14 protein-coding genes and 1 pseudogene are annotated in these 12,207 nt (G+C 50.0%); 10 read left to right on the top strand and 5 right to left on the bottom strand.

Going from position 1 to position 12,207, the window contains the following annotated elements:
* Window positions 1-76 precede the first annotated feature (76 nt).
* Complete coding sequence (gene tyrR / locus OGY09_RS21130; RefSeq protein ID WP_008784910.1) at window positions 77-1,621, top strand: transcriptional regulator TyrR; 1,545 nt, start codon at window positions 77-79, stop codon at window positions 1,619-1,621.
* Window positions 1,622-1,674: 53 nt separating this feature from the next.
* Here the strand turns inward: tyrR and tpx are convergent, their stop codons facing one another.
* Entirely contained in the window at window positions 1,675-2,181 is a 507-nt protein-coding gene (tpx, locus tag OGY09_RS21125) for a thiol peroxidase (RefSeq protein WP_003020437.1), read from the bottom strand.
* Between the two features lie 115 nt (window positions 2,182-2,296).
* Here tpx and ycjG point away from each other — a divergent pair, with 115 nt between their 5' ends.
* A complete protein-coding gene (gene ycjG / locus OGY09_RS21120) occupies window positions 2,297-3,262 on the top strand; it encodes an L-Ala-D/L-Glu epimerase (protein WP_008784909.1) in 966 nt (321 codons plus the stop codon).
* Here the strand turns inward: ycjG and mpaA are convergent.
* Entirely contained in the window at window positions 3,237-3,965 is a 729-nt protein-coding gene (mpaA, locus tag OGY09_RS21115; protein ID WP_032943589.1) for a murein tripeptide amidase MpaA, read from the bottom strand. The genes ycjG and mpaA overlap by 26 nt on opposite strands.
* Window positions 3,966-4,149: 184 nt before the next feature.
* On the opposite strand from mpaA, the gene mppA reads away from it, so the two are divergent.
* Both mppA and OGY09_RS21105 read left to right on the top strand, forming a co-directional pair.
* Window positions 4,150-5,763, top strand: a complete 1,614-nt coding sequence (gene mppA / locus OGY09_RS21110) for a murein tripeptide ABC transporter substrate-binding protein MppA (RefSeq protein WP_150388549.1) — start codon at window positions 4,150-4,152, stop codon at window positions 5,761-5,763.
* A gap of 194 nt (window positions 5,764-5,957) precedes the next feature.
* Window positions 5,958-6,533, top strand: a complete 576-nt coding sequence (locus OGY09_RS21105; protein WP_032943587.1) for a hypothetical protein — start codon at window positions 5,958-5,960, stop codon at window positions 6,531-6,533.
* Between the two features lie 530 nt (window positions 6,534-7,063).
* On the opposite strand, the gene OGY09_RS21100 is transcribed toward OGY09_RS21105, so the two are convergent.
* Window positions 7,064-7,228: a hypothetical protein gene (locus OGY09_RS21100; RefSeq protein WP_156183241.1), complete on the bottom strand. Its 165-nt coding sequence runs from the start codon at window positions 7,226-7,228 to the stop codon at window positions 7,064-7,066.
* Between the two features lie 80 nt (window positions 7,229-7,308).
* Entirely contained in the window at window positions 7,309-7,872 is a 564-nt protein-coding gene (locus tag OGY09_RS21095; RefSeq protein WP_032943585.1) for a MarR family winged helix-turn-helix transcriptional regulator, read from the bottom strand.
* Between the two features lie 114 nt (window positions 7,873-7,986).
* Between OGY09_RS21095 and OGY09_RS21090 the strand changes: the two genes are divergently transcribed.
* A complete protein-coding gene (locus OGY09_RS21090; RefSeq protein ID WP_008784905.1) occupies window positions 7,987-8,217 on the top strand; it encodes a glutaredoxin family protein in 231 nt (76 codons plus the stop codon).
* 66 nt (window positions 8,218-8,283) lie between these two features.
* The gene (locus OGY09_RS21085; protein WP_032943584.1) at window positions 8,284-8,568 is read left to right on the top strand and encodes a Rho-binding antiterminator; all 285 of its coding nucleotides are present in this window, start codon (window positions 8,284-8,286) and stop codon (window positions 8,566-8,568) included.
* On the opposite strand, the gene OGY09_RS21080 is transcribed toward OGY09_RS21085, so the two are convergent.
* Window positions 8,565-9,335 carry a DeoR/GlpR family DNA-binding transcription regulator gene (locus OGY09_RS21080; protein ID WP_008784903.1) on the bottom strand — a complete coding sequence of 257 codons (771 nt, stop codon included), beginning with the start codon at window positions 9,333-9,335 and terminating at the stop codon, window positions 8,565-8,567. The two genes, OGY09_RS21085 and OGY09_RS21080, sit on opposite strands and share 4 nt — an antisense overlap.
* Before the next feature lie 120 nt (window positions 9,336-9,455).
* On the opposite strand from OGY09_RS21080, the gene OGY09_RS21075 reads away from it, so the two are divergent.
* The 4 genes and pseudogenes from OGY09_RS21075 to OGY09_RS21060 all read left to right on the top strand — a co-directional run bounded on the left by OGY09_RS21075 (window position 9,456) and on the right by OGY09_RS21060 (window position 12,177).
* Entirely contained in the window at window positions 9,456-9,839 is a 384-nt protein-coding gene (locus OGY09_RS21075) for a glyoxalase/bleomycin resistance/extradiol dioxygenase family protein (protein ID WP_032943582.1), read from the top strand.
* A 172-nt stretch (window positions 9,840-10,011) separates the two neighbouring features.
* Window positions 10,012-10,641 carry a carboxymuconolactone decarboxylase family protein gene (locus tag OGY09_RS21070; protein ID WP_032943581.1) on the top strand — a complete coding sequence of 210 codons (630 nt, stop codon included), beginning with the start codon at window positions 10,012-10,014 and terminating at the stop codon, window positions 10,639-10,641.
* 32 nt (window positions 10,642-10,673) lie between these two features.
* Window positions 10,674-11,081, top strand: a pseudogene (locus tag OGY09_RS21065) (cupin domain-containing protein).
* Window positions 11,082-11,124: 43 nt separating this feature from the next.
* A complete protein-coding gene (locus OGY09_RS21060) occupies window positions 11,125-12,177 on the top strand; it encodes an NAD(P)-dependent alcohol dehydrogenase (RefSeq protein WP_032943579.1) in 1,053 nt (350 codons plus the stop codon).
* Window positions 12,178-12,207 lie beyond the last annotated feature (30 nt).

The following is a 12,207-nucleotide window of genomic DNA, read 5'->3' as shown; positions in this document are numbered from 1 at the left end:
TTGACAGAGTTCTTCCTGCGAACCAAATACTGTCTTATCATTTACTACATAATCCCTTGTCCTGATGAAGGTTCCTATGCGTTTGGAAGTCTTTTGTGAAGACCGTCTTGGTCTGACCCGCGAATTACTCGATTTACTGGTGCTGAGAAGCATTGATTTACGCGGTATCGAGATTGACCCCATCGGGCGGATTTACCTTAATTTTGCGGAGCTGGAGTTCACCAACTTCAGCAGCCTGATGGCTGAAATTCGCCGTATTTCAGGGGTTACGGATGTGCGCACCGTGCCCTGGATGCCTTCTGAACGTGAACATCTGGCGCTAAGTGCGCTTCTTGAAGCGTTGCCTGAGCCGGTCCTTTCTCTTGATATGAAAAGCAAAGTTGAGATGGCGAACCCTGCGAGCTGTCAACTTTTTGCGCACACCCAGGAACGGATGCGCAACCATACCGCAGCCCAGTTAATCAATGGGTTTAACTTCCAGCGCTGGCTGGAAAGCAATCCGCAGGATTCCCATAGCGAACATGTCGTGATTAACGGGCAGAATTTCCTGATGGAAATTACGCCTGTCCATTTGCAGGGCGAAAATCAGGAGCAGATGCTGACCGGCGCGGTGGTGATGTTGCGCTCCACCATCCGAATGGGACGTCAGCTGCAAAATATGACAACGCAGGATCTCAGCGCGTTTAGCCAGATTATTGCCGTCAGCGCCAAAATGAAACACGTCGTAGAACAAGCGCGCAAGCTGGCGACGCTGAGCGCACCGCTGCTGATTACTGGTAATACCGGCACCGGCAAAGATCTTTTTGCTCATGCATGTCATCTGGCAAGCCCGCGTGCGTCGAAACCGTATCTGGCGCTGAACTGTGCGTCAATCCCTGAAGATGCGGTTGAAAGCGAGCTGTTTGGCCATGCGCCGGAAGGCAAAAAAGGGTTCTTTGAGCAGGCGAATGGCGGTTCGGTTCTGTTAGATGAAATTGGCGAAATGTCGCCGCGTATGCAGACCAAATTGCTGCGTTTTCTCAATGACGGTACGTTCCGTCGCGTGGGAGAAGATCACGAAGTTCATGTTGATGTCCGTGTGATTTGCGCGACGCAAAAGAACCTTGTGGAGCTGGTGCAGAAAGGACTTTTCCGTGAAGACCTCTATTATCGTCTGAATGTACTGACGTTAAACCTGCCGCCGCTGCGCGATTGCCCACAAGATATTATGCCGCTTACCGAACTGTTTGTGGCGCGTTTTGCCGATGAGCAGGGCGTGCCGCGTCCGAAGCTGTCCGCCGATCTCAGCACGGTGTTAACCCGTTACGGTTGGCCAGGCAACGTGCGTCAGCTTAAAAACGCTATCTACCGGGCGCTGACCCAGCTTGAAGGCTATGAGCTGCGGCCACAGGATATTTTGCTGCCGGATTATGATGCGGCAACGGTTGCGGTCGGAGAAGAGGTGATGGAAGGGTCGCTGGATGAAATTACCAGCCGCTTTGAACGCTCCGTGCTGACGCAGCTGTATATGAATTATCCCAGCACGCGCAAGCTGGCCAAGCGCCTCGGCGTTTCGCATACCGCGATTGCCAATAAATTGCGCGAGTACGGCCTGAGCCAACAGAAAAAAAGCGAAGAGTAATGCCGTAAATGAAAATGCCTCCATCCGGAGGCATTTTTGTATGCAAACGCAGCTTACGCTTTCAGAACGTCCAGCGCCGCTGTGTAGTCTGGTTCGTTGGTGATTTCATTGACCAGTTGGCTGAAAACAACATTGTCATTTTCATCGATAACAACTACGGCACGTGCGGCCAGACCTTTCAGCGGGCCTTCAGCGATTTCAACACCGTAGTTTTTCAGGAATTCTGCGTTGCGCAGGGTGGACAGCGTGATAACGTTGCTCAGACCTTCCGCGCCGCAAAAACGAGAGTGGGCGAATGGCAGGTCGGCCGAAATACACAGTACGACGGTATTGTCGATTTCTGTCGCCAGTTGGTTAAACTTACGTACCGATGCCGCGCAAACGCCAGTATCGATGCTTGGGAAAATATTCAGCACTTTGCGCTTGCCTGCAAACTGGCCCAGCGTAACGTCAGACAGGTCTTTAGCCACAAGGGTAAAAGCCTGAGCTTTGCTTCCAGCCTGAGGAATGGAGCCGGCAACTGCAACCGGGTTGCCCTGGAAATGAACGGTTTGTGACATGGTTATCTTCCTGTTTACATATAGTTAACGTCGAGGCTAGTTTATGCCATCAACAGTTAACACGGCAAACGCTATTTGCGGATATCCGCTTCAGGGACTGCATTAAGGAAAACAAATGAGAACAGTTAAGGTATATGAGGAAGCCTGGCCGCTGCACACTCCCTTTGTCATAGCCCGTGGGAGCAGGACCGAAGCGCATGTGGTTGTCGTCGAATTGACAGAAAATGGCGTCACAGGTATTGGCGAGTGCACACCGTACCCACGCTACGGTGAAAGCGATGCCTCTGTTCTGGCGCAAATTATGAGCATTGCGCCACAGCTGGAAAACGGACTTACGCGTGAAGAGCTGCAAAAGCTGCTGCCAGCAGGGGCTGCGCGAAATGCCGTAGACTGCGCGTTGTGGGATCTAAGTGCGCGTCAACAGCAGAAGTCGCTGGCGGAATTGGTGGGAAGTGAACTGGCGGAAGTGGTGACGACGGCGCAAACAGTGGTGATTGGCTCGCCGGAACAAATGGCTGCGAGCGCGGCTGCGCTGTGGGGAAATGGCGCAAAACTGCTGAAAGTTAAACTGGATGCTCGCTTGATTAGTGAGCGGATGGTTGCCATTCGTGCGGCTGTTCCTGACGCTACGATTATTGTCGACGCCAATGAATCCTGGCGGGCAGAAGGCCTTGCGGCACGCTGTCAGCTGTTGGCTGATTTAGGGGTGGCAATGCTGGAGCAGCCGCTGCCGGCTCAGGATGATGCCGCGCTGGAGAATTTTGTGCATCCGCTGCCCATCTGCGCAGATGAAAGTTGCCACACTCGCAGCAGCCTGAAAGCGCTGCACGGACGCTATGAAATGGTCAATATCAAACTGGACAAAACAGGCGGTCTGACGGAAGCACTGGCGCTGGCAACGGAAGCCCGCGAGCAGGGATTTGCGCTGATGCTGGGCTGCATGCTGTGTACCTCCCGGGCTATCGGTGCGGCGTTACCGCTTACGCCGCAGGTTAACTTTGCCGATCTTGATGGCCCTACCTGGCTTGCCAGCGATGCGGAGCCAGCCCTGCATTTTACGACCGGGCAGCTCCATCTCTAGGGTGCCAGCGCAGCAGATTGGACATGGCCAGCAGGTATTTTTCGCTCGCTTCATCCGATGAAATGGGCGGAAATTCGGCGGTTATGCAGTGTAAATTCAGGTCTGCGCACCAGCTCCCAAAAGAGCCGGGCGTTTCATAACCTACGCTGGTGACCAGAGGCAATTCAAACGACTGTGCCAGCCACGCACCCAGCTCGCTGCTTCTGGGATCTTCAATACAGGCCAGTGGATCGTGAAAAGAGACTACCCAGGCGGGATGAATTCGGTGAATAAGCTGACACAACGCCTGGGTTTCTGGTTCCGAACCCGGACTTTCTCCGGTCAACAACACCACATCACGCTCTTCTGCGCTACTGTTCCAGCGATACACCGTTTCGCCCGCTCTCCAGTTTGCGGCGGGAAAATTACGGTTCAGATCGACGCCGTTCGCATTTGCGCGCAGCCCAAGCTGGCAACCGTCAGGGTTTACGGCCAGCACCACATGGTGGCGACGCAGGGAAGGGTTAAGCGTACGCAATGCGCAGGAAAGGGTAACGATCGAGGAGTTTTCGTCGCCGTGCGTTCCCGCCAGTATCAGGCCGCTTTCACGATCGGCTGCCAGTGCAGGAAACCAGATTAGCGGTGCGCCTAACAATGAACGTCCGTAATGTTCGGTTCCAGGTGGGAATGCGCCGCGCTCGGCACGGGGACGGGTAACGGTCATAGTCATCTCTGAATGCTTGGATTGTTACTCGCAGTGTTGTGCAAAATGTATGGATAATCAAATCGTTTTCACACACTTATCTTTTCAGGTGTAATATCACTTTCTTGTCGGAAGTTAATTGCATTTCCTGCTGGCGATACAAATAATTACACATTCACTTAGTAGCCGGAATTGAGGGTATCTTATGCAGCATTCTGTTTCAGTAACCTGTTGTGCGTTGTTGGTTAGCAGCATTTCTTTATCCTGGGCTGCTGATGTTCCCAGCGGAACGGTACTGGCAGAGAAACAAGAACTGGTGCGTCATATAAAAGACGAACCGGCGTCGCTTGATCCGGCAAAAGCTGTAGGGCTGCCTGAAATACAGGTTATTCGTGATCTATTTGAAGGGCTGGTCAACCAGAATGAGAAGGGTGAGATCGTGCCTGGCGTCGCTACCCAGTGGAAGAGTAACGATAACCGCATCTGGACGTTTACGCTGCGTGACAATGCGCAATGGGCCGATGGTACGCCGGTAACGGCGCAGGATTTTGTCTATAGCTGGCAGCGTCTGGTTGATCCAAAAACGCTGTCGCCGTTTGCCTGGTTTGCGGCGCTGGCGGGAATTAATAATGCTCAGGCTATTATCGATGGCAAAGTCACGCCTGATAAACTTGGCGTTAGTGCTGTCGATGCACGGACATTGAAAGTTCAACTGGATAAACCGCTGCCCTGGTTTGCCAATCTGACAGCGAGTTTTGCATTCTATCCGGTACAAAAAGCTAACGTTGAGAGCGGCAAAGAGTGGACCAAACCAGGCAATCTTATTGGTAACGGCGCCTATGTGCTCAAAGATCGCGTCGTGAACGAAAAACTGGAAGTGGTGCCGAACACGCATTATTGGGACAACGCCAAAACGGTGTTGCAAAAAGTCACCTTCCTGCCGATCAACCAGGAGTCAGCTGCCACCAAGCGCTATCTTGCGGGTGATATTGATATCACGGAATCCTTCCCGAAAAATATGTACCAGAAACTGTTGAAGGATATCCCGGGTCAGGTTTACACCCCGCCGCAACTTGGTACTTATTATTATGCTTTCAATACCCAGAAGGGACCGACCGCCGATTCGCGCGTGCGTCTGGCGCTCAGCATGACTATCGATCGTCGTCTGATGGCAGAGAAAGTTTTGGGTACCGGTGAGAAACCGGCATGGCATTTTACGCCGGATGTAACGGCAGGATTTGTGCCGGAACCTTCACCGTTTGAGCAAATGAGTCAGGAAGAATTAAATGCGCAGGCAAAAACGCTGCTGCGTGCGGCGGGCTATGGCCCACAGAAACCGCTTAAACTGACGCTGCTGTACAACACCTCAGAAAATCATCAGAAGATTGCTATCGCAGTGGCTTCTATGTGGAAGAAGAACCTCGGTGTTGACGTAAAACTGCAGAATCAGGAATGGAAAACGTATATCGACAGCCGTAATACCGGTAATTTTGATGTGATCCGCGCCTCATGGGTGGGTGACTACAATGAGCCTTCTACGTTCTTGTCGCTATTAACATCGACCCATACGGGCAATATCTCCCGATTTAATGATCCGGCGTACGACAAAGTGTTGACCCAGGCAACTCTGGAGAATACAGAGAAAGCGCGCAATGCCGATTATAACGCCGCGGAGAAAATTCTGATGGAACAGGCACCTATTGCACCGATTTATCAGTATACCAACGGGCGTTTAATTAAACCGTGGCTGAAAGGGTATCCGATTACTAACCCTGAAGATGTGGCCTATAGCCGCACAATGTATATCGTTAAGCACTAGTTGAATACACTCTCCTGATAACCTTCGTTAACCTCATCTAAAACCAGAGCTGGCGCGGATTTCAGCGCCAGCACCTCTCGTATAATCGTAGTGGATGATGGCTTCTTTGAAACAGAGCGACGGGAAGAGGGTCATTGGATGCCACTACCAGCAGCACCGCAACTGGACTGGGATAATCAGGTGAAGATTACTCTATGGGCGTATTCGCAAGGAAGATGAGAAAAATATTAATGATAATAAGGTTGCCAACAAAGATAGAGCTGATTTCATTCTGCTGTGCGGTCATTTGGGTTATTTGGTGTGCATGGGCAGACAAAATCACTCACGACACGTACCTTTTTGATGAGGGGCTTTATAAGTCAGTAATTGTTGGGACTTCCTTCCTAATAGGAATGTTCATTGCTTGGCGTGTGTACTTAAAGAATAAGTTCGCTGCAGGTATGGTTAAGAGACTTTTTGGCGTTTGCCTCACCGTTATGATGTACCTGACTTTTATCTTTTGGAACGTTCCAGAGTTAATAATGATCTCATCAGCTAATAAGCATGTGAGTGACAATTACCGATTCAAGATGAGATACCCAACACAATCTGGAGGAAAAACCAGGTCATGTAAGGCTCATGTTATCTACTATGACACATATCTGAAGCGTGAAATCGCACTCTGTCACTGGGATGATGCTCCATCTTTTTTCTATACGGATTATATTCGCGTAGATAAGTTGATTTCAGGTATGGGCGGACAGATTATTTATCACGAAGCAGTTCATTGAGAAAATCCTATTCAAAGTTTAGCCGTCGCCATATGTCGGTCTTTTCTACTTCAGACTCACGGGAATCAACCACTATGTGCTTTGTTGATAAATCCAGCCGGTGAAGCCTGATCCTCTACACACAGAATAACTATGTCTGAGCCAATCATAATTGCCAGTGGGGTGACCTCCGCTACGGTAGGGATCACTTTCGCCACTATGTTCTTGGATTTAAGGGATTGATCCTTAATCTGATTGCAATGTAACTCAGACTCGAAGTCTGTATCTCGCAGGACCAGTATGTCGTAGCTATCAGCGTAAGCCCCCCATTTAAAACGGGTTAAATGTTTAGACTCACCATTAGGGTCGGTTAAATATAGGACACCATCCACCATCCCTGCGTCGTACTTGTATAGCGTTTTTAACGCCAGCACGGGTGATCATCAGGGGCATATCCTGACCACGTTCATCATAGCTCGCACAGCCAGTATTGATTCACCACTCCCGTTGGCGTTAGTACAATTCCAGGCATTCAGTACAGAATTGAAGCCTTATGCGATGATGTTATGTTGTTCTTTAGCCGCTTGAGTTTGAGCACTGCGGGCCAGCGCTTTCTCTTCATCGTAGTGAGAGCCATAGCCAGCAAGAATAGTCGTCGCGGCAAACAACAACATTAATTGACGATATTGGTTGTCTGTATTCGTAATTTTATCCATTTAGAACAATGAAATACCATGTTCATTTATAATCAAACACTAACAGAGATAATGGCTGGTGTGATTTTGCACCAACCATTTTATGTTTCCGGCGGCTGATGCTCCCGGCAAATCAGCAATGAATCTTCTTCACTCAATCTCTCTTTCGTCAGATTACAAAATCCCTGACCATCAATTTTTTGGTGGAACCGACAGCTATGGCAAAGACCAAAGCCAGGCACATTGTTGGTCCTCTGGATCCCGCGTAACAGTTCTAACAGCAGCTCTCTGAGCACGATCGCCCGTTCACCCATTGCCGATTCACTCTCCACTAAAAACGTGGGGGGCAGCAGGGCTTCCAGTAAGTTATTGGCCGACTCACTTAAGTGTAGATGGACGCTACGTTTATCACGGTGATCCGGCTTACGAACAATCAACCCTTTGTTTTCCAAAAGCTTCAGCGATTGTGACACGGTACCTTTGGTGAGACCGAGGTAGTCTGTCACGCCAAGCGGCGTATTGGAATAACGGTTGCAACGGGCCAGATACATTAACGCGCTAAGTTGCACTGGCTGGAGATCCGCCAGTAAAGGATGCTGGCGAAACCACATCCTTGTCAGGCTGGAAAGCCGGTCAAGTACGTCGAAAAGTGACATGTCGGGCATAACAAATCCTCCTCGGCATATAGTATCGATTAAAAACTATATTGACAAAGGATAAAAGCAGCGTAGCATGAATTATAGTATCGAATCGATACTATAATTTAAAGGAGATGTATCATGACTAAAGCTCGTTTCTATCATGCAGGTTGCCCGGTTTGTGTTTCCGCAGAACAGACACTTCTGCAGCATTTGTCTGCAGATGTTGAAATCGATGTGGTTCATCTGGGAGAGCAACCTGATCGGGTTGCTGAGGCTGAAGTGGCTGGCGTGAAATCTGTTCCGGCGCTGGTGATTGACGGCAATGTGCTGCATATTAATTTCGGCGCTCCCATTGAAGCGTTGAAATAGCTAGATAGTTCGGGAAGTTGCGTTGGCGATTTCCCGAATATACAAGACGTTGGGGAAGGTAGCATGATGAAAACGACCGAAGAGTATCACCCGATAGATTGCGATCTTCATGATTATCTGGAAATCGCCTGCATGTACCACTATTGGTTGCGCATTGAACTAACGGATGGCACATGTTTTGATGCTAAAGCGCTGACGACGTGTACCACCGTGGAAAAAGAAGAATTTCTGGTCGTGGGGCAATCTGAAAACCAGCAAAAAATCCGTCTGGATTATCTGTCAGCGATCACCGCGCTGACGCCAGGAGCGACGTTTAGCACAGTAAATTTTCAGCGAGTCTACCGCGGTTAGACGGTATAAATTCGAATGTCGTGCGCCTGGAACGCTGTGGCGTACTCTTTGCTGATGTTGTCCTCTACAACAATCACATCGATATTGCTGCTTTCGGTAACGACATATCGGGCGACGGCTGGGATTTTTTCAGCCGTTAGCGCGACGATAGTTTCATTACATTGTTTAATCACCGCTTTTTTGAACTCACAATCCGCATAATCAAATCCCGTTAAGCCGGATTCAGGCGACATCGCGCAGCCGCCAATAAATCCCTGATCGAATAAAATGTCCTGCACTTGTGCGATGGCGGAAGCTCCCACGCACCCACCTGAAGATCTCTGCACCACGCCACCCAGCATAATGACTTCAAACAGCGGTTTTTTTAGCAAAACGGCGGCAATCTCCGGTGAATTTGTCACCACGGTTAACGCCAGTTCGGCGGGCAGAGCTTCTGCCATCGCCAGATTGGTGCTACCCGTGTCGATAAAAATACAGCTTCCAGATTTGACCAGTCGGGCACATCTCTGCGCGATGTTGCTCTTTTTGGCTACATTAATACTCTTGCGCACGTCGATGTCTTCGGATTCAGGGAGTGTAATGACCGCGCCACCATAGACTTTTTTACACACGCCATCTTTGCTCAATTCATGCAAATCACGACGAATTGTGTGTTCAGAAACACCTAATCGGTTAGCAAGTTCAGAACAAATGACTCTGCCGTTTTCTTGCAGGATCTGAAAGATAAGCGCCTGGCGCTGTTCCGGGAATGCGGCGTAATCGAGCATAGATACTCCAGGTGAAATAAACATCGAGCAATAGAGTGCATGATCGTGCATTATGATTAACGATGTCAACATCCCTTACAGGGGCCGTACTATTCTGGATACAACGGGAAGAGGTTCGCTATGAAGATTGCGCATATGGCGTTATGGACACAGGATCTCGAGCAGCAAGCTCGCTTCTGGGTCTCGTTTTTTGACAGCAAGATCAACGAGAAATACCGCAGTAAAACCAATCCTGGGTTTGAATCTTATTTTGTCAAAATTGGCGAGGAAATTGCGATTGAGTTAATGACCAAACCGGGTCTTATCGGGCAGCAACCTGACAATAATCGTTGCGGATGGGTACACCTCGCCATTGCTGTTGGCGGCAATGAAAATGTTGATGCCATTGCAATGCAAGCGCAGGAACAGGGGATATTAGTCTCAGGTCCGCGCACTACTGGCGATGGTTATTACGAAGCGGTGATAAAAGATCCTGACGGCAATTTAATCGAGATTGTGGCGTAAGTCTTCAATCAGTTACCTGCAAATAAAGAGTACCTGCTGCTCATTATTGATGAGCACAGCTCATAAGTTTGTCCTTCTTTTCCTCTCTAATCACCGACACGTCGAGTCTCTATAATTTTACTGTTTTCAGCCCCCGGTGGTGCAATGTTGCCACCGTTTTGGAGAGTCGAATATGCAATACCAACTGGATGCCAGACAACAGGCAATCATCCCCATTGCGGCATTCACTGCCACAGGACAGATGGAAAAGCTGGACGTCGCGCTCAACGCCGGACTGGATGCAGGACTCACGCTCAGTGAAGTAAAAGAGATCCTGCTACAGCTCTACGCATACTGCGGTTTCCCTCGCAGCCTGAACGGTCTGTCCTGCTTTATGTCGGTGGTGAAAAGTCGAAGCGAGAAAGGGCTTTCAGACGACGAAGGTAGAACGACCACGCCGCCACCTGCAGACTGGAACAGTGTTCAGGCTGGGAGCCTAACTCAGACGCAACTGGTTGGACAGCCTGTAAGCGGTCCGCTGTTTGACTTTGCACCCGCTATTGATGTCTGGCTTAAAGCACATCTGTTTGGCGATATTTTTCAGCGAGATGTACTTGACTGGCAGGACCGTGAATGGGTGACCGTTTCGGCGCTGGCCGTTCTGGGCGGCGTTAACAGCCAGTTGAAAAGCCATTTTGCGATATGCCTTAACATCGGGATCCTCCCTGAGCAACTCAGTGAGTTTATTACGATACTCGAACAGCACTGTGGAGCCGGGATTGGGGAAAATGCCCGTACGGTTCTTGATGAATGTCTGGTATGAACACCGCGGACATTATCCATACTGGAGTCACTATGAACGAACAATTTGATGGTAACAGCGTCTTTCCACGTGGATAGAAAAATGAAGCGTATGCGAAGTATTTCACTGGCGACAGCTATCTGACCATGCTCTCCATGGAAGGCGTGGTAATTGGCAATGTCGCATTTGAACCGGGTTGTCGTAACTTCTGGCATGTTCATCATGAGGGTGGACAAATATTGCTGGTGACCGGTGGCAGAGGCTGGTATCAGGAGTGGAATAAACCGGCACGTGAGCTGAAAACCGGCGATGTCGTGCACATTCCGGCGGGAATGAAACACTGGCACGGTGCCGCGCGTGATAGTTGGTTTGCCCATATCGCCGTGGAAATCCCGGCCCCTGGCGCGTCGAACGAATGGCTGGAACCGGTTAGCGACGCTGAGTACAACCTGCTGCCCTGAACTATGCTGGTTCTGGTAACACCTAATCCCTGAGGAGATCTCAATGGTCATGAATGTGAAGGGTTATGCTGCTCTGGCGGTGAAAGAAGATTTAGTCCCCCATAATTTTGTTCGTCGCGATCCGCGTGAAGATGATGTGGTTATCGATATTTTATACAGCGGTGTATGCCACTCGGATATTCACAACGCCTACAACGATTGGGGCGGTGCTAAATATCCGATGGTACCAGGGCATGAGATCATTGGCCGCGTGGTGCATGTTGGTAAGTCGGTAACAAAATTCAAAGTGGGCGATCTCGCAGGGGTCGGCTGCATGGTTGATTCGTGTCAACACTGTAGCGCCTGCGAGCAGGGGCTAGAGCAGTATTGCGAAGAAGGTAACACGCTAACGTATAACGATATCGACCGTCATGACGGCCTGCCTACTTTCGGCGGCTATTCTGACAAAATTGTCGTTACCGAAAAGTTTGTGGTGAAGGTCCCTGAAGGGATCGATTTACGCGGTGCGGCGCCGCTGCTTTGCGCCGGGATCACAACATGGTCGCCTCTGCGCCACTGGCAGGTAGGCGAGGGCAGTAAAGTCGCGGTTGTCGGTCTGGGTGGACTAGGGCATATGGCAATCAAACTTGCTAATGCGCTGGGCGCGGAAGTTACGCTGTTTACGCGTTCACCGGGCAAAGAAGCTGATGCCAGACGTTTGGGTGCCAGTCACGTTGTGCTTTCCACTGACAGTGAACAGATGAAAGCGACAGCGAATCAGTTTGATCTGATTATCGATACTGTGCCCTACGTTCATGACCTGAACCCTTATATCCCAACCCTGGCGCTAAGCGGTACGCTGGTGCTGGTCGGTTATCTTGGTGCGTTGGATCCGTTTCTGAATACGGTTCCCCTGATCCTTGGGCGTAGGTCTGTGGCGGGTTCAGTTATCGGCGGCATTGCTGAAACGCAGGAGATGATGGATTTTTGCGGTCAGCATGGTATTACCGCCGATGTCGAAGTGATCGATATTCAGGATATTAATCGTGCCTGGCAGCGGATGTTGAAAAGCGATGTGAAATACCGCTTTGTAATTGATATTTCCTCATTGAAATAAGTACAAAAAAGACGCGGATTTCCGCGTCTT

The organism is Citrobacter sp. Cpo071 (assembly GCF_030332765.1).
Lineage (GTDB): Bacteria > Pseudomonadota > Gammaproteobacteria > Enterobacterales > Enterobacteriaceae > Citrobacter > Citrobacter portucalensis.
Note: the sequence above shows the minus strand (reverse complement) of the source record. Positions and strands in the feature narration are given on the sequence as shown.

Coding starts and splice junctions, on each gene's coding strand:
- tyrR (WP_008784910.1), top strand. CDS start 77: ATGCGTTTGGAAGTCTTTTGTGAAGACCGTCTTGGTCTGACCCGCGAA.
- tpx (WP_003020437.1), bottom strand. CDS start 2,181: ATGTCACAAACCGTTCATTTCCAGGGCAACCCGGTTGCAGTTGCCGGC.
- ycjG (WP_008784909.1), top strand. CDS start 2,297: ATGAGAACAGTTAAGGTATATGAGGAAGCCTGGCCGCTGCACACTCCC.
- mpaA (WP_032943589.1), bottom strand. CDS start 3,965: ATGACCGTTACCCGTCCCCGTGCCGAGCGCGGCGCATTCCCACCTGGA.
- mppA (WP_150388549.1), top strand. CDS start 4,150: ATGCAGCATTCTGTTTCAGTAACCTGTTGTGCGTTGTTGGTTAGCAGC.
- OGY09_RS21105 (WP_032943587.1), top strand. CDS start 5,958: ATGGGCGTATTCGCAAGGAAGATGAGAAAAATATTAATGATAATAAGG.
- OGY09_RS21100 (WP_156183241.1), bottom strand. CDS start 7,228: ATGGATAAAATTACGAATACAGACAACCAATATCGTCAATTAATGTTG.
- OGY09_RS21095 (WP_032943585.1), bottom strand. CDS start 7,872: ATGCCCGACATGTCACTTTTCGACGTACTTGACCGGCTTTCCAGCCTG.
- OGY09_RS21090 (WP_008784905.1), top strand. CDS start 7,987: ATGACTAAAGCTCGTTTCTATCATGCAGGTTGCCCGGTTTGTGTTTCC.
- OGY09_RS21085 (WP_032943584.1), top strand. CDS start 8,284: ATGAAAACGACCGAAGAGTATCACCCGATAGATTGCGATCTTCATGAT.
- OGY09_RS21080 (WP_008784903.1), bottom strand. CDS start 9,335: ATGCTCGATTACGCCGCATTCCCGGAACAGCGCCAGGCGCTTATCTTT.
- OGY09_RS21075 (WP_032943582.1), top strand. CDS start 9,456: ATGAAGATTGCGCATATGGCGTTATGGACACAGGATCTCGAGCAGCAA.
- OGY09_RS21070 (WP_032943581.1), top strand. CDS start 10,012: ATGCAATACCAACTGGATGCCAGACAACAGGCAATCATCCCCATTGCG.
- OGY09_RS21060 (WP_032943579.1), top strand. CDS start 11,125: ATGGTCATGAATGTGAAGGGTTATGCTGCTCTGGCGGTGAAAGAAGAT.